This window comes from Bacillus alveayuensis, from assembly GCA_030812955.1.
Lineage (GTDB): Bacteria > Bacillota > Bacilli > Bacillales > Aeribacillaceae > Bacillus_CB > Bacillus_CB alveayuensis.
Window position 1 is genome coordinate 1 of sequence record JAUSTR010000025.1, and the last position, 15,923, is coordinate 15,923.

10 protein-coding genes, 16 tRNA genes, 1 rRNA gene and 1 pseudogene are annotated in these 15,923 nt (G+C 39.6%); 24 read left to right on the forward strand and 4 right to left on the reverse strand.

Annotated features, from left to right (window positions below; genetic code table 11):
* The first annotated feature begins 235 nt into the window (after nucleotides 1-235).
* From rrf to hxlB, 21 genes and pseudogenes are all read left to right on the forward strand, one after another.
* Nucleotides 236-349: ribosomal RNA gene (gene rrf, locus J2S06_RS14485) — 5S ribosomal RNA — on the forward strand.
* Between the two features lie 188 nt (nucleotides 350-537).
* A tRNA-Asn gene (locus J2S06_RS14490) sits at nucleotides 538-612 on the forward strand.
* A gap of 4 nt (nucleotides 613-616) precedes the next feature.
* A tRNA-Ser gene (locus tag J2S06_RS14495) sits at nucleotides 617-708 on the forward strand.
* Nucleotides 709-727: 19 nt separating this feature from the next.
* A tRNA-Glu gene (locus J2S06_RS14500) sits at nucleotides 728-802 on the forward strand.
* A gap of 1 nt (nucleotide 803) precedes the next feature.
* Nucleotides 804-879: transfer RNA gene (locus J2S06_RS14505), tRNA-Val, on the forward strand.
* A gap of 10 nt (nucleotides 880-889) precedes the next feature.
* Nucleotides 890-966 (forward strand) — tRNA-Met (locus J2S06_RS14510).
* A gap of 1 nt (nucleotide 967) precedes the next feature.
* Nucleotides 968-1,043 (forward strand) — tRNA-Asp (locus tag J2S06_RS14515).
* A 174-nt stretch (nucleotides 1,044-1,217) separates the two neighbouring features.
* Nucleotides 1,218-1,290, forward strand: a tRNA-Phe gene (locus J2S06_RS14520).
* Between the two features lie 156 nt (nucleotides 1,291-1,446).
* A tRNA-Thr gene (locus tag J2S06_RS14525) sits at nucleotides 1,447-1,519 on the forward strand.
* A gap of 14 nt (nucleotides 1,520-1,533) precedes the next feature.
* Nucleotides 1,534-1,618, forward strand: a tRNA-Tyr gene (locus tag J2S06_RS14530).
* Between the two features lie 4 nt (nucleotides 1,619-1,622).
* Nucleotides 1,623-1,696, forward strand: a tRNA-Trp gene (locus J2S06_RS14535).
* An 8-nt stretch (nucleotides 1,697-1,704) separates the two neighbouring features.
* A tRNA-His gene (locus J2S06_RS14540) sits at nucleotides 1,705-1,780 on the forward strand.
* Nucleotides 1,781-1,947: 167 nt separating this feature from the next.
* Nucleotides 1,948-2,022 (forward strand) — tRNA-Gln (locus J2S06_RS14545).
* 60 nt (nucleotides 2,023-2,082) lie between these two features.
* Nucleotides 2,083-2,157, forward strand: a tRNA-Gly gene (locus J2S06_RS14550).
* A 7-nt stretch (nucleotides 2,158-2,164) separates the two neighbouring features.
* Nucleotides 2,165-2,238 (forward strand) — tRNA-Cys (locus J2S06_RS14555).
* A gap of 20 nt (nucleotides 2,239-2,258) precedes the next feature.
* Nucleotides 2,259-2,347, forward strand: a tRNA-Leu gene (locus J2S06_RS14560).
* 630 nt (nucleotides 2,348-2,977) lie between these two features.
* On the forward strand, nucleotides 2,978-4,141 hold the full coding sequence (gene trpB, locus J2S06_RS14565; protein ID WP_044895733.1) for a tryptophan synthase subunit beta: 1,164 nt from the start codon (nucleotides 2,978-2,980) through the stop codon (nucleotides 4,139-4,141).
* A gap of 159 nt (nucleotides 4,142-4,300) precedes the next feature.
* Nucleotides 4,301-4,384, forward strand: a tRNA-Leu gene (locus tag J2S06_RS14570).
* A gap of 138 nt (nucleotides 4,385-4,522) precedes the next feature.
* Nucleotides 4,523-5,494: pseudogene (locus tag J2S06_RS14575) on the forward strand (tyrosine-type recombinase/integrase).
* Nucleotides 5,495-6,122: 628 nt separating this feature from the next.
* Nucleotides 6,123-6,758 carry a 3-hexulose-6-phosphate synthase gene (gene hxlA / locus J2S06_RS14580; protein ID WP_044895732.1) on the forward strand — a complete coding sequence of 212 codons (636 nt, stop codon included), beginning with the start codon at nucleotides 6,123-6,125 and terminating at the stop codon, nucleotides 6,756-6,758.
* Between the two features lie 4 nt (nucleotides 6,759-6,762).
* A complete protein-coding gene (hxlB, locus tag J2S06_RS14585) occupies nucleotides 6,763-7,320 on the forward strand; it encodes a 6-phospho-3-hexuloisomerase (RefSeq protein WP_044895731.1) in 558 nt (185 codons plus the stop codon).
* A 279-nt stretch (nucleotides 7,321-7,599) separates the two neighbouring features.
* On the opposite strand, the gene J2S06_RS14590 is transcribed toward hxlB, so the two are convergent.
* From J2S06_RS14590 to J2S06_RS14605, 4 genes are all read right to left on the reverse strand, one after another.
* Nucleotides 7,600-8,271, reverse strand: coding sequence for a GNAT family N-acetyltransferase (locus J2S06_RS14590; RefSeq protein ID WP_419152759.1), 672 nt, complete (start codon nucleotides 8,269-8,271; stop codon nucleotides 7,600-7,602).
* A gap of 5 nt (nucleotides 8,272-8,276) precedes the next feature.
* Entirely contained in the window at nucleotides 8,277-8,963 is a 687-nt protein-coding gene (locus J2S06_RS14595; protein ID WP_419152760.1) for a GNAT family N-acetyltransferase, read from the reverse strand.
* Nucleotides 8,964-8,987: 24 nt separating this feature from the next.
* Nucleotides 8,988-9,845 carry a carbon-nitrogen hydrolase family protein gene (locus J2S06_RS14600; protein WP_183254136.1) on the reverse strand — a complete coding sequence of 286 codons (858 nt, stop codon included), beginning with the start codon at nucleotides 9,843-9,845 and terminating at the stop codon, nucleotides 8,988-8,990.
* A gap of 898 nt (nucleotides 9,846-10,743) precedes the next feature.
* Entirely contained in the window at nucleotides 10,744-11,109 is a 366-nt protein-coding gene (locus J2S06_RS14605; RefSeq protein ID WP_044895727.1) for a winged helix-turn-helix transcriptional regulator, read from the reverse strand.
* An 817-nt stretch (nucleotides 11,110-11,926) separates the two neighbouring features.
* Here J2S06_RS14605 and zwf point away from each other — a divergent pair.
* From zwf to J2S06_RS14620, 3 genes are all read left to right on the forward strand, one after another.
* Entirely contained in the window at nucleotides 11,927-13,384 is a 1,458-nt protein-coding gene (gene zwf, locus J2S06_RS14610) for a glucose-6-phosphate dehydrogenase (protein ID WP_419152761.1), read from the forward strand.
* Between the two features lie 103 nt (nucleotides 13,385-13,487).
* Nucleotides 13,488-14,381, forward strand: coding sequence for a phosphogluconate dehydrogenase (NAD(+)-dependent, decarboxylating) (gnd, locus tag J2S06_RS14615; protein WP_419152762.1), 894 nt, complete (start codon nucleotides 13,488-13,490; stop codon nucleotides 14,379-14,381).
* 123 nt (nucleotides 14,382-14,504) lie between these two features.
* A complete protein-coding gene (locus J2S06_RS14620; protein WP_044895724.1) occupies nucleotides 14,505-15,845 on the forward strand; it encodes a glucose-6-phosphate isomerase in 1,341 nt (446 codons plus the stop codon).
* Nucleotides 15,846-15,923 lie beyond the last annotated feature (78 nt).

The following is a 15,923-nucleotide window of genomic DNA, read 5'->3' on the forward strand; positions in this document are numbered from 1 at the left end:
GCGCCTCGAACAGCCACGAAGTGCGCTGGAGAGCCTGCGAGGAGGACGAAAGCCGCCGCAGCAGGACCGAAGCGACACAAGGGGCTAGGCGCTGGAGCTGGACAAAAGCGGAAGCGTATTTCAGTGAATGACGCGTTATCTAGTTTTGAGAGAATAAAACATTAAAATTTAAAAAATTCCCTTGAAATTTAATATAGAATTAGTATAATAAAATTTGTCACTGTTAATAACACTGTCTGGTGGCGATAGCGAAGAGGACACACCCGTTCCCATACCGAACACGGAAGTTAAGCTCTTCAGCGCCGATGGTAGTTGGGATTTCCCCTGCGAGAGTAGGACGCTGCCAGGCATTAACATTTAATTTTTTTAGAATGCACCATCTTTCCGCAGTAGCTCAGTGGTAGAGCACGTACGAATACGCTTCGAAGTAACGGCTTCAGCGCACAAGTCGAGCCGCTACTTGCTTGATCTTTCTGAGACTTGGGCGGAATTTAAAAAAGTTATATAACTCAATTTTTTGAAATGTTTTTCCATCTTTCCGCAGTAGCTCAGTGGTAGAGCATTCGGCTGTTAACCGAACGGTCGCAGGTTCGAATCCTGCCTGCGGAGCCATCTTGGAGAGCTGTCCGAGTGGTCGAAGGAGCACGATTGGAAATCGTGTAGACGGTTAACACCGTCTCAAGGGTTCGAATCCCTTGCTCTCCGCCAGGAAGAGATGATTTGTTATGGCCCGTTGGTCAAGTGGTTAAGACACCGCCCTTTCACGGCGGTAACACGGGTTCGAATCCCGTACGGGTCACCACGGAGGATTAGCTCAGCTGGGAGAGCACTTGCCTTACAAGCAAGGGGTCGGCGGTTCGATCCCGTCATCCTCCACCATAGTGATTATCGCGGGGTGGAGCAGTCTGGTAGCTCGTCGGGCTCATAACCCGAAGGTCGCAGGTTCAAATCCTGCCCCCGCAACCAAGGTCCCGTGGTGTAGCGGTTAACATGCCTGCCTGTCACGCAGGAGATCGCGGGTTCGATTCCCGTCGGGACCGCCATTTCCAAGATCAAGTTATATGGCTCGATAGCTCAGTCGGTAGAGCAACGAGCAAGGCTTATATGAGTTCGCTACGAGTTGTACCAGTCGAACTGCTGCTTGAATAAGCAAACTGAGACTGGGACAAAGGACAATAAGGAATTTATTAAAAAGTTGTTGGTTATCAAATCAATATGGCTCGGTAGCTCAGTCGGTAGAGCAAAGGACTGAAAATCCTTGTGTCGGCGGTTCGATTCCGTCCCGAGCCATCATTTTGCCGGTGTAGCTCAATTGGTAGAGCACGGTGAATAAACGTCTATGAAAAAACATCAGCGTACCGATTGAGCCGCTTCTAGGATAAGCTTTCTGAAATCGGGACGACGAATGAGAATTTTAGAGTATGTTCCTTTTTATCCCTTTGTTATGCCGGTGTAGCTCAATTGGCAGAGCAACTGACTTGTAATCAGTAGGTTGGGGGTTCGATTCCTCTCGCCGGCACTGGTGAATCATATGGAGGGGTAGCGAAGTGGCTAAACGCGGCGGACTGTAAATCCGCTCCCTCAGGGTTCGGCGGTTCGAATCCGTCCCCCTCCACCACTATAGGGGCATAGTTTAACGGTAGAACAGAGGTCTCCAAAACCTCCGGTGTGGGTTCGATTCCTACTGCCCCTGCCAAGTATGTGGCGACTGTGGCGAAGTGGTTAACGCACCAGATTGTGGCTCTGGCATTCGTGGGTTCGATTCCCATCAGTCGCCCCATGATGTATATTATTAATTATATGATTTGGAACTTTATTTTCTTTTGTCGGATGAATTTACCTGTTCGTGATATTTTTCAAAAAAGTCTTTCAATCGAAGCCGAAATTCATCCTGCGAAGTGAACTTACCTGATTATTTCAAGGAAGTTTTTCATGCTGTTATTTCATTGGGCTATAGCCAAGCGGTAAGGCAACGGACTTTGACTCCGTGATGCGCTGGTTCGAATCCAGCTAGCCCAGCCATTTTCACTTTATTTATGAAATTGCATAGGTTATTATTATAAATATAAAACTAAATATTTTGCGGAAGTAGTTCAGTGGTAGAACACCACCTTGCCAAGGTGGGGGTCGCGGGTTCGAATCCCGTCTTCCGCTCCATCATAAGGGCGGCATAGCCAAGTGGTAAGGCAGAGGTCTGCAAAACCTTTATCACCGGTTCGAATCCGGTTGCCGCCTCCATTTATTTATATACATATTGTGCCGGGGTGGCGGAATTGGCAGACGCACAGGACTTAAAATCCTGCGGTAGGTGACTACCGTACCGGTTCAAGTCCGGTCCTCGGCACCATTTTATTGTAATGGTGCTGTTTCATATTGTATGTATACAGTAGTTACCCTCTTATTTCTAATTCTTCTCTTCAAACTATACGTGGAGATTTTCTTCATTTTTGCAATTCATATACTTTCCTTTTGAATCTTGTTCCAAAATAAAGTGAATCTACATCTAAATGCAATCAATTTTTATAGAACACTTTTATGTTACTTTCAACATTAGTGATGATGAGATTTTTTATTTCGTCCGTTATATCGTGAAACAGACTGCTAGCGAACATTTCAATCCAATTTTTTAATCCATCCAGCATTCTTTATTGGTCTATATCACAACTTTTTTTCGAGAATTTCTCATCATTTTTTGTCAAATCGTTAAAATATCAACTATGTTAGTTGTCCTTTCTAAAACAATCCTCCTACAAAAAGGAATGAATTTATTTAAAAAATTTACATGTAGATGATGAGTGTAGCTATTAAAATCAAAGTGTCCCTCTAAATATTTGTCATTTCAAATATAATTACGATATTTAAGATGAAAATCCTCCATTTAGTAAAAAAAGAAACTTCTCTTTTATAGAAAATAGTGTTTCCGGCTGCTTGTTTTTGTTATAATGGTGTAAAAAGTTTTAGAGGAGTTGAGTATTAGATGAGCCAACAGACAGTTGAGAAAGGTTATTTTGGCCAGTTTGGGGGAAGCTTTGTTCCGGAAGATTTACAAAAAGCACTTGATATTTTAGAAGAGAATTTTGAAAAATATAAAAATGATCCAGAGTTTAATGAAGAACTGAAATATTATTTCAGAGAGTATGTCGGCAGAGATAATCCGTTAACATATGCAAAAAATTTTACCAAAGCACTCGGTGGAGCGAAAGTATATTTAAAACGAGAAGACTTAAACCATACTGGTGCCCATAAAATCAATAATGCGATCGGGCAGATTTTACTAGCAAAACGGATGGGAGCCACAAGAGTCATTGCGGAAACAGGGGCTGGACAGCACGGTGTTGCAACTGCCACAGCTTGTGCGATGTTTGGTATGGATTGCACCATTTATATGGGTAAGCTAGATACTGAACGTCAAGCTTTAAATGTTTTCCGTATGGAATTGTTAGGTGCAAAAGTTGTTCCTGTTGAAAGCGGACAGGGACGGTTAAAGGATGCGGTAGATGCAGCGTTAGCCGATTATGTGGAAAATTTCAAAAACACGTTTTACTTGCTAGGATCAGCTGTCGGACCACATCCTTATCCAACAATGGTGAAACATTTTCAGTCTGTAATCAGCGAGGAGTCGAAAAAGCAAATTCTCGAAAAAGAAGGAAAACTTCCAACGGCGGTAATTGCTTGCGCTGGAGGAGGAAGCAATGCGATCGGAGCATTTGCCCATTATCTAGATGAGCCAAATGTCAAGTTAATCGGAGTTGAACCTGAAGAAGCACCAACATTGACAAAAGGTGTTCCTGCCGTCATTCATGGCTTTAAGTGTTTAACATTGCTTGATGAAAATAATGAACCGATGCCGACTTATTCAATTGCAGCAGGGCTTGATTATCCTGGAATCGGTCCGGAACATAGCTATTTGAAAGAAAGCGGACGGGCACAATATGTGACTGTGTCTGGAAAAGAAGCGTTAGAAGCTTTTCAACAGTTATCTAAATTGGAAGGGATCATTCCGGCATTGGAAAGCTCTCATGCTGTTGCTTATGCTATGAAGCTTGCTCCACAACTGACCAAAGAAGATATCATCATCGTTAACCTTTCTGGAAGAGGCGACAAAGATGTCAAGCAAGTGTTTGAAATCTTGAAAAAATAAGCTAAAATGATCGGCGTTTTTTGACGTCGATCATTTATACTTTTTAAATTAATATGAGTAATAATTTTATTGACAAATAATTATTTCATTGTTATAATAGACATTGTCGATTCGTAATAATATTTCGTTTACAAAAAATTAAAATGTTATATTTTTTATGCCGATGTGGCGGAATTGGCAGACGCGCACGACTCAAAATCGTGTTCCCTTGCGGGAGTGTGGGTTCGACTCCCACCATCGGCACTGAAAATTGGGAAAATATCGATGTATCAAGGATTCCTGCAAGATGTAGGAATCCTTTTTTATTTTATCCTCATATGATTCCGCAATAAAAAATCTAATTCATCCTTTCATCATACGACTTGTCAAAGAGGTGATATTTTGGCAAGGCGGAGTAATCATTTATCCCCTAATGAAATTTTTGAAATGCACGCAAATAATATACAATCTGATGCGATTGATTTTCAAGTAGCGTTAGAAAAATTCCTTGAAGATTGCGAAATACGGAATTGTCGTCCTCAAACAATTCAGTATTACAGAAATGAATTATAAGATTCTTCGTGAACAAGAAATTGAGGTAGATATATACAGAATGACACCCGAAATCATTAAACAAAAAGTCATTTTGTATATGAAGAATCAAAAGAATTGTAAAACGGTAACAATCAATACTCGGCTGTGTGCATTAAGAGCGTTTTTTAACTTTCTTGAACGAGAAAAAATCATTTCTAAAAAACAAAATCCTTTTCATGAGATTAAATTGCTCAAAGACCGTAAAAAGCAGTACCTACTTTTGCAAAAGAAGAAATTCAAATTCTTTTTAACCGAATTTAAGAACACTCACTGGTGTAAGGGATTTAACTATAATGATGCTTTTACTTGAAACAGGTATAAGGGCTTCTGAATGTATAGGGATTCGATTATCAGACATAGATTTTCAACGTTCACGAATGCTTATTCAAAATACAATAGGTTATAGGCTACGTTATGTACTGATTCAAAAAAAATGAAAGAACAGTTGAAAAAATATTTAGGAATTTGTGGTGCATTAGATCATGACTATCTATTCATTTCTGTTGATGACACTCCTTTAACAAAACGTCAAATGCAAGCACAAATTGAATCATATGGAAAAAATGTGGTATTCATGCAACTTGTCACAAATTCCGCCACACCTTTGCCCGACTTTCAGTGGAAGCAGGAGCCGGGATATTCGAACTTATGCCGTTCTAGATCATTCGTCAATGGAAATGGTTAAAACATTACGTTAATCTATTTTCTGATGATGTGGTTGAAAAGCATAAAACATTTTCACTGATAGAGAATGCATTTTCAAGTAGAAGAAGGAGGTAATCAAAAACGGAAGCTTTCGGAACACTTACATCCATTGAAGCATACCAAAAAATCCCCTTATCCAGCGGATTTTTTTATTATAAAAAAGTTTGGAAATTTTCCAAAAACCAATTGAAAGTCAAAAAAGGTCAAAATATAATCAAATTAGGTCAAAGTCAAATATGATCCAACTTTAATGAGGTGGAGAAAAAATTGGGGATTATTAGATAAAGGATGCAGATGTTCCTTGATAACTGAATAGTCCAATTAAAAAATAATTCGACCTGAAGACATTGAGGTTAACGGAGAATTATTTGAAAACGCAAAGATAAAAGTTATTCATGAGGAAGATACAACTACCTTTGAAACAATCGTAGAAGTGACGGAAGAAGTATCAACAGAGGTTAAATTGGAAGTTCAACAAGGTACTGATAACATTTTACTTCACGAAAAAACCGTTGAGGGAAATGTTTGAAAGAAGTTTATTGTAAACCAATAGTATATTTTTTATCACTATGTAAAAATAAAGTGCGTACTTTCGAAAATAAATCATACATAGTATACTGATCGCTGTACAAGCAATAAAAAATGCAAGAGACACGAATGCTTGTGCAACAAACAATAAACTTTTATTAGGGGGGAAGAGTTCATGGAACTACAATTAGCATTGGATCTTGTAAACATTCCAGAGGCAAAGAAGCTGGTGAAAGAAGTTGAGGAGTATGTGGATATTGTAGAAATCGGCACACCGGTTATTATTAATGAAGGTCTTAGAGCTGTTAAGGAAATCAAAGAAGCGTTCCCTAATTTAACCGTTCTAGCCGATTTAAAAATTATGGATGCGGCCGCATATGAAGTCATGAAAGCATCCGAAGCCGGCGCTGACATTATCACGATTCTTGGAGCTGCCGAAGATATGTCAATCAAGGGAGCTGTAGAAGAAGCGAGAAAACAAGGCAAAAAAATCTTGGTTGACATGATCGGTGTGAAGAATTTAGAAGAGCGCGCTAAAGAAGTGGATGCGTTTGGCGTAGACTATATTTGTGTACACACAGGATACGATCTTCAAGCAGTCGGAAAAAATTCTCTTGAAGATCTTCTAACAATTAAACGTGTCGTGAAAAACGCGAAAACTGCTATCGCAGGCGGCATTAAATTAAACACGTTGCCAGAAGTGATTAAAGCAAAACCAGATCTTGTTATTGTAGGTGGCGGTATTACTGGACAAGAAGATAAACGCGCTGTAGCTGCTGAAATGAAAAAAATGATCCAACAAGGTGAATGAAGCTATGCAGGCTACACAATATTTAGCGGAAATCATACAAGAGTTAAATCGTACAGTAGATTTAATAGCTGATAAAGAAGCTGAAAAACTGGTAAATGGAATTTTGGAATCAAAGAAAATTTTTGTCGCTGGCGCAGGTAGATCTGGATTTATGTCCAAATCTTTTGCGATGCGAATGATGCACATGGGGCTAGATGCCTACGTTGTAGGTGAAACCATCACTCCTAACTTGGAAAAAGATGATATTTTAATCATCGGATCCGGTTCAGGAGAAACGAAAACGTTAGTTTCTATGGCTGAAAAAGCAAAACGATTAGGTGCAACAGTAGCGCTTGTCACGATTTTCCCTGAATCGACCATTGGACAACTAGCAGATTTAACTGTTAAACTACCGGGTTCACCTAAAGATCAATCGGATAATGGATACAAAACTATACAGCCAATGGGATCACTATTTGAGCAAACCCTCTTATTATTTTATGATGCGATCATATTGAGATGTATGGAGAAAAAGGGATTGGACTCCAATACGATGTTTAAAAGGCATGCCAACCTTGAATAGCCGTAAGGAGTCCTAGTCAAAATTTTAAACTAATTCAAGTCATTGATCAAACTGATTTTTAAAGAACAAAAAGACCGCAAAGAGCTCCCTTTAAGGAAAACTTTGCGGTCTTTTTTCTTTGTTTTTTGAAAGGGATTGATGTGAACACCAACCATAGGTCCATATACTGAAAAATCAAAAGTCGATTTTTCCTACGCTAAGGAAGAATCGACTTTTGATCTATCTTAACTCTATGTTGCGCTTTGTGAGAGTTTAAGCTATATAAAAATGGGAAGGTCTTTAAATGTTTAAAAGCAACACAGTATCCTTATGTTCGAGATTTTCAATCATTTTAAACCAAGACTTCGGTTTGTTTGATAAGACGGAATAATAACGTTTCAAAAACTTCACAACAAGATCCGCTGGAAGTTCATTCACGTTATCGTCCATCGGAAGGAAACAAAGGTCGAGCCCTGTTACGGCCTCGCCATCATTGTTCCAAGATGGATGGACATAAGGGAAGTCAAGTCGCTTATAGCCAAGATGGGATAATACTTCACGGCGAACATATGGATCCATCGGCTTAATTCCGCCAAATTCATAATGTTCTACTCGATAAGGATCATAAATTTCAGCAAACATGCCAAATAACTGCTTTCCGTTTGCTGCGGCCCAAGCGTTCAAATCCTCTAGTCTCTTTTGCGCTAAAAATCGCCCGATCCCAAGTCCTGCTTGGCCGATGATCGTGAAATCTGTCATTGCGACATTTAAATCTTCATAATAGCGATACTCGGTTGCGCCTACGACATTCCCTTCGTGAACGGCAACGCACACACGAATTCCTGGATCTTCTAGAGGTTCTTTCCAAAGATCGAATGCTAATACTTCTTCAGGAGGGAATACCTCTTGCATCAATTCGTGCATTTTTTTAAATAAAGGGTCTTCAATGCTCGTAATTCTCCGATACTCCATCTTCATCATTCTCCTTGTGAAGATTTTGATGTATAAAAAGGATTTTTCCATTCCATTAGTGCTGCATAATTACAAGATTCTTCATCCTCTAAATAGTTCGCCACCACTTTAACAGGAGTGCGGCCGCAGCGAAGCAGAAAGGTAATAACAGGATCTTTCAATTCGCCTTTTACGACAGCTTCAAGGTATTGTTCCGCCGTCATCTCATCAGCTTTTTTATGATAGCCAGGCATTCTACCTCCGCCTAGCAGACGTTCCAATCTCAATTGAATGACGACTTCATACATGGATAGCATCAGCCATTTTCCCAGCCCTAATTTGCGATAAGCAGGGCGCACGCCAATATCAACGACATAAAGCGTATTTCCATTTGGATTATGGTTACGAATATATCCATTATCGGTGATCTCTTCCCATGTATGTTCCGGATGGCTAGGATCAAAGTCAACAATTAATCCTGTCATTGATCCCGCAATTTCACCATCAACCTCCACACATAAGGCACCCTCTGGAAAGAACGTAACATGGTTTTTCAATTGTTCCGTGTTCCACCATAACTCAGAGGGGAATGGTGGCGGGAAACTTTCCTGTTGGATGCGGATTAAGCCAGGAAAGTCTTTTTCTTCATAATTTCGGATCACTGCTGGAACAGGTCGGTCTTGATCAAAGACGTAAAATTCTTTTCGATACATTCTTCCCCCTCCTTGTAGAACAGCTTATTTCCAATCCGGATAGAGATCTGTACGGCGATCACGCCATGTCGTAACCGATCCTTTTTCACGAACTTGGTATAATAATTCTAAATCAAGATCAGCGGTTACAACCATATCATGATTGATTTCTCCTTCGACTAAGATGCCGCGCGGAGGAAATGGAATATCGTTCGGTGTAATCACCGCCGCTTGCCCAAAATTCGCCCGCATAAAATCAACCGTAGGAAGAGAACCAACCGTACCAGTGGTAACGACATAGACTTGATTTTCGACTGCTCTCGCATGGCTTGTGTAGCGGACACGATGGAATCCATGACGATCATCGGTGCAAGAAGGACAGAAAATAACATCGGCACCTTTCGCTTTAGCCATGCGAACGATCTCTGGAAATTCGATGTCATAGCAGGTCAACATCGCAATCGTTCCTTTGTCGGTCTCAAACACTTGTAGGCCATCGCCAGGTGACATGTTCCATTCCTTTACTTCCGTAGGCGTAATATGAAGCTTTGCTTGCTCTGCGACTCTTCCGTCTGGGTAGAACAAATGAGCAACGTTGTACAATCGGTCGCCTTTACGAATGACATGGGTTCCCCCAATAATATGCATCTTTGTTTGCTTAGCCAAATTTATAAACAAAGAACGATACTGTTCTGTAAAATCTGGAAGATCTTGAATCGTTAAAGGCTGTCCTTGTTCATTGCCAATCGACATGAGCTGAGTTGTAAAAAATTCTGGGAATAAAACAAAATCTGCATCAAATTCTTGAGCCGTTTTAATATAATGCTCGACTTGATTGGCAAATTCCTCAAAAGAATTGATAGTATGGAGATGATATTGAACAGCTGAGACTCTTAATTTCATAGTCTCTACTCCTCCTCTCTTATCATCAATCAGGAAAATAAAATTGCCCTATTCGTTCTAATCATACCGTCATTGTAATCGAGAAAAATTTGCTACAATAGGCGATATTGTTATTATAAAGTACATTATCAGCTTTACCAAGTACACACTTTTGTGTGATATAGTGTAAAAAAGTATACTATGAATTAATAGTGAAGAAGCGAAGTCAAAGAGGTGTCATGATGAGGGAAGGAAAATATAGTAATTTTGTGTTACCTATATACGTTCAAGTTGAAAATCCGGCATAAGTAAGACGTTCAATATGGCAAGAGGAGCAGTCTAAATGCTTCATGTATATGTTGGAAAAGCAATGTGCATTTTTATACAATTAATCGGTGGTAAAAACATACTTTTACGTAAAAATCTTTTTGTCCGTGAGCGGCGATTTTCATGCTTGGGTGGCGATGGATGTTCTGCGAGACTGTCCCATCACGTACATGCGTAAAACTAACGGGAGGATGTCTCATAAGGGTTTGACCTCCCGTAAGTTTCACAATATATCGTTTATTTATCCAATGTGATATCCTAGACGTGTTGATTGACAAATAAAATGAGTTGAAGCAGCCTCTATTCCTGGTTTTTCTACCGAAGTCGGATAAGCTTCGTTGTTATACGCATGCCAAGCAGAAAATCTATGTTCAGCTATACGACTTGGTATTATCAAGTAAAATAAAGGATAATTAACACTCGTGGTTACAATCCTTATATATTGTGTTGTGTGGTCTGATCTTGAAACTTTTTGGACAGTCGCTTTTAATACATAATTCCGAAAGAAGTTTCCTCCTTCTAGCGTTAGCTAAGTGGGAGTAGTTCATTCGTATTTCCAGTAAGATGTTCCGGAGTACCAAGGAGGGTTTCTTCATTTACTGGACTCGGTAATTTTTACTTCGCCCTTCACGACTGCTTCCATATAGATTTTTCCCCATTCATACATAGCATCAAGAATCGGCATGAGACTTTTTCCGTGTTCAGTTAAGGAATATTCCACTTTTGGAGGAACAACGGGATAGACTTTGCGATGAACAATGAGGTCTTCTTCTAGCTCCCGTAATTGGTTAACAAGCATTCTTTGGGTGATGCCCGGCATGAGAGCCTTCAGTTCACCAAATCGCTTCGTCCCCTCTTTTCCTAGATGCCATAAAATAAGCATTTTCCATTTACCCCCGATGACAGCGAGCGTCAATTCTTTTTCGCAGTTATATACCTTACCACAAACATGTCCCATTTTTTTCACCTCCGTATTTATTATAACTGATAGTATACTTTTTATCACTATGTGCTAAAAATGCATTTACTCACAAATAAACATTATACACATTTAAGTACTTCATTTCCACAAATAATAGTCAGTGTTTTTTCCTTCTCATGGGTAAAGGTCCATTATGAATATGTCCCATTCATCGTATCTCTTTGTCCATTATAACATTAGGTATACTTTTATATACTATATTATATTTTTATCACTACATGAAAATAAAGTTCGTACTTTTAAAAATATGTTATACCTATTATACTAGCGTCTGTACAACAAATCATAAGCACAGGAGGGAACAACATGAATCGTTTTACTATTCCACGTGAAAGATCCATGTACAAGCACCACATTTGTAGAAGAAATGAAAAAATTAAACATCGCAGCGTTTTATGGTCTAGATGTTAACTTCTAATTGACAAGTATCATCAAAATTTCTTAACCAAAGATCAGGTGTGTTGATTAACCATTAAAAACCAGTTGACATCGCCCTATTCCTAGCTTTTCTGCCGTAGTCGGCTAAGCTCAGCTTGCTGACTGGGCATGCTGTACGCATGCCCTCCTCGAACAATGAACACTTTGCGGGCAAATTACATTTGCCCGCCGGCGTTCTTGTTCGAGGGAAAAGACAGAAAAGCTTGTGTTCAGCCATATGATTCTGTGTTTTTTAGTAAAATAATGGATCATCAACACTCGTGAACAAAGATAAAAAGATCGGATTCCATTTAAATCTGATCTTTTTATCTCACTGTATTCAAAAGTTTTCGGTTCAAAGATGGGGGAATGAAAATTGAATTCTATGACCTTTGTTTTGTTTGGGGCAACAGGTGATTTAGCTAAAAGAAAAATTTTTCCAGCTTTATATCATTTATTTCTCGAGCAAAAAATGTCTGATTCATTTTCCGTTGTCGGTATAGGCAAACAAGAATTGTCTAATAACGAATTTCAAGCACGTGTGGAGACATCATTAAAAACATTTTCACGACGTTTGCCAAATGATCGTTTCAAAATGGAAGAGTTTCTCCGTTCGTTTCGCTATACTTCTTTAGACGTAACGAATATGGATGAGTATAAAAAGCTGCTTGAAATCGTTCAGCAACGTGAAAAAGAATTGAATATTCCTGAAAACCGCATGTTTTATTTATCTGTTGCGCCAGAGCTTTTTGATGTAATTATGTCGAACATCAAGGAAAGTGGATTAGGCTCTACAAAAGGTTGGAAACGTCTAATTATCGAAAAACCATTTGGACATGATTTGAAATCAGCCCAAGATTTAAACGAAAAGTTAAGTCAAGCTTTCGAAGAAGATGAAATTTATCGGGTAGATCATTATCTCGGAAAGCCAATGGTCCAAAACCTCGAAGCTTTAAAATTTGCCAACCCTGTGTTTCAAGCATTATGGAACAATCAGCACATAGCCAATGTACAAATTACAGCTAGTGAAACGGTTGGGGTAGAAGAAAGAGCGGGTTATTATGACCGGGCAGGGGCGGTTCGCGATATGTTTCAAAATCATATTCTGCAATTGTTAATGATGACAGCCATGCACGTGCCAAAACGGATCAGCTCACAAGACATCCGTAATGAAAAAAGAAAAATCATGGAATCTCTTCGACTACTACAAAAAGAAGAAGTAGGTTTACACGTTGTTCGCGGTCAATACGGTCCGGGAGAAATCCATGGTAAACGAGTTGTTGGATATAAAGAAGAGCCTGGGATTGATGCTTCTTCCACAACGGATACATTCGTTGCGGCTCGTTTATGGATTGATGATGAGTTTTGGAGAGGGGTGCCATTCTATATTCGTACAGGTAAAAGAATGAATGAAAAGTCCACACGTATTGTCATTGAATTCAAAAATCCTTTAAAGGAATGGTACTTACCAAAAAGTGAAAAGACGGCTCCTAATCTTTTAGTGATTGAAATCAATCCGAACGAAGGGGTTTCGTTGCAATTCAATAGTAAAAATATATTAAACGATGGAAAGATGAGGACCGTTCATATGCGCGTTGCGACTAGCCAAAAAAATGTACCCGAAGCCTATGAACTCTTAATTTTTGATGCTTTACGTGGCGACTCGACTTTCTTTGCTCATTGGAAAGAAGTTGAATTATCTTGGAAGTGGATACAGCCTGTTTTAGAAGCATTTGAGGAAAATCTTCTTCCTCTTCACACATATCGTTCCGGTTCGATGGGACCAGAGGCTTCTCATCAATTATTAGAAGAGGACGGATTTCATTGGTGGTAGCTCGTGTCGAACTCCATTCTCATCAAATTGAACTATAGGTTAGCTGTGCGTATATACGTATAAAATGTGAATGGCGAAAGGTTAAATCTAGGAGGCAATGAACATGAAAGTCGGATTAATCGGTTTAGGAAAAATGGGATTAAACTTAGGTAAAAACCTCGTTGACCATAAGCACGAAGTAGCGGCATTCGATGTAAATTTAGAAGCGGTTGAAGAAATAAAAAAATATGGGGCTACGGGTGTATCCAGTTTAAAGGAACTCGTTTTATCATTAGAAAGGCCAAAAATTGTTTGGATGATGGTTCCACACAACGTTGTTGATTCGGTGATTCGTGAGATTATACCATTTCTAAGCGAAGGCGACATTGTGATTGATGGTGGCAATTCTCACTATAAGGAATCGATTCGTCGCTATAACGAGCTAAAGGAGATGGGAATTCACTTTATGGATGCGGGAACTTCTGGCGGAGTGGAAGGTGCTCGAAACGGAGCATGTTACATGGTTGGAGGGGATCATGAAGCTTGGAGCATCGTCGAACCTCTTTTCCGGGATACATCTGTACAGAATGGGTATTTATATGCAGGAAAAGCAGGCAGCGGCCACTTTTTAAAAATGGTTCACAATGGAATTGAATACGGGATGATGGCTGCCATTGGTGAAGGATTCGAAATATTAGAAAAAAGCGAATTCGATTATGACTACGAAAAAGTAGCAAAAGTGTGGAACAACGGTTCGGTTATTCGTTCATGGCTCATGGAATTAACCGAACGCGCATTTTCAAAAGATGCAAAATTAGATGAAATCAAAGGGATTATGCATTCTTCCGGTGAAGGAAAATGGACAGTCGAGACAGCCTTAGATCTGCACACTGCCACTCCTGTCATCGCTATGTCCTTATTGATGCGCTATCGTTCATTAGAAAACGATACATTTACAGGTAAAGTGGTAGCCGCTCTACGCAACGAATTTGGCGGACATGCCGTGGAAAAGAAATAAATAGTTGCAAGCATTTGAAACATCTTCATGAAAGGTTCAATGAAATCGCATAAGAGTAATTTTCAGGTCCAAGATCTACACGGAAGAACGATGGTGAATTTTCGAAAAGAAAGGAGAAGGTATATGGCTATCTCTTTTGATTACTCCAATGCATTACCATTTATGAAAGAGAGTGAACTAGATCATCTAAGTGAATTTGTAAAAGTGGCTCATACTATGCTTCATGAAAAGAAAGGCCCAGGATCGGATTTTCTTGGTTGGGTTGATTGGCCGATTCGTTATGATAAAGACGAATTCGTGCGAATCAAACAAACTGCTGAAAGAATCCGGAGTCATTCAGACGCTCTTGTCGTTATCGGCATTGGCGGATCTTATTTAGGGGCAAGGGCCGCTATTGAAGCATTGTCCCATACTTTTCATAACCAGATGAACGATACGACGCAAATTTATTTTGCGGGCCAGAATATCAGCTCTACTTATATCTCTCATTTATTAGATGTGTTAGAAGGCAAAGAGCTGTCTATCAACGTCATTTCTAAATCAGGAACAACGACAGAGCCTGCCATTGCTTTCCGGATTTTCCGCGACTACATGGAGAAAAAATATGGAAAAGAGGAAGCAAGAAAACGGATTTATGTTACTACTGATCAAGAAAAGGGAGTATTAAAAAAGCTTGCCGATCAAGAAGGATATGAAACGTTTGTTATTCCAGATGACATAGGCGGAAGATATTCTGTGCTGACAGCAGTTGGCCTATTGCCAATCGCCGTAGCTGGATTGAATATTGATCGAATGATGGAAGGGGCAGCATCGGCATATTATAAATATAACAATCCTGATCTTTTAACTAATGGAAGTTATCAGTATGCCGCCGTGCGAAATATTCTTTACCGTAAGGGGAAAGCGATCGAATTATTGGTGAACTATGAACCGTCTCTTCATTACATATCCGAATGGTGGAAACAGCTGTTTGGAGAAAGTGAAGGGAAAGATCAGAAAGGACTATTTCCTGCATCCGTTGATTTTACAACAGATTTACACTCCATGGGGCAATATGTTCAGGAAGGTCGCCGAAATCTGATCGAAACGATTCTACAGGTCAAAAAAACGAAAATCGAACTGACAATTCAAGAAGATCAAGAAAATATCGATGGATTGAATTTCTTGGCGGGTAAGACACTGGATGAAGTAAACAAAAAAGCGTTTCAAGGTACGCTATTAGCTCACGTAGATGGCGGAGTGCCTAACTTAATCGTTGAACTGGACGAAATGAATGAATACACCTTTGGTGAAATGATATACTTTTTCGAAAAAGCTTGCGGCATAAGCGGACATTTACTGGGCGTGAATCCATTTGATCAGCCGGGAGTGGAAGCTTACAAGAAAAATATGTTTGCCTTACTTGGCAAGCCGGGTTTTGAAGTTGAAAAGGCAGCTCTCATGAAACGGGACCCTACCATGTAAATATATTGAATATATTTAATTAATAATCACTAACATGAGGTGAAGAAGTTATTGGAAGTTAGTGGAATTTAAAGAAAG

Coding starts and splice junctions, on each gene's coding strand:
- J2S06_RS14590 (WP_419152759.1), bottom strand. CDS start 8,271: ATGGAGTATCGGAGAATTACGAGCATTGAAGACCCTTTATTTAAAAAA.
- J2S06_RS14600 (WP_183254136.1), bottom strand. CDS start 9,845: ATGAAATTAAGAGTCTCAGCTGTTCAATATCATCTCCATACTATCAAT.
- J2S06_RS14595 (WP_419152760.1), bottom strand. CDS start 8,963: ATGTATCGAAAAGAATTTTACGTCTTTGATCAAGACCGACCTGTTCCA.
- J2S06_RS14620 (WP_044895724.1), top strand. CDS start 14,505: ATGGCTATCTCTTTTGATTACTCCAATGCATTACCATTTATGAAAGAG.
- J2S06_RS14605 (WP_044895727.1), bottom strand. CDS start 11,109: ATGGGACATGTTTGTGGTAAGGTATATAACTGCGAAAAAGAATTGACG.
- gnd (WP_419152762.1), top strand. CDS start 13,488: ATGAAAGTCGGATTAATCGGTTTAGGAAAAATGGGATTAAACTTAGGT.
- hxlA (WP_044895732.1), top strand. CDS start 6,123: ATGGAACTACAATTAGCATTGGATCTTGTAAACATTCCAGAGGCAAAG.
- hxlB (WP_044895731.1), top strand. CDS start 6,763: ATGCAGGCTACACAATATTTAGCGGAAATCATACAAGAGTTAAATCGT.
- trpB (WP_044895733.1), top strand. CDS start 2,978: ATGAGCCAACAGACAGTTGAGAAAGGTTATTTTGGCCAGTTTGGGGGA.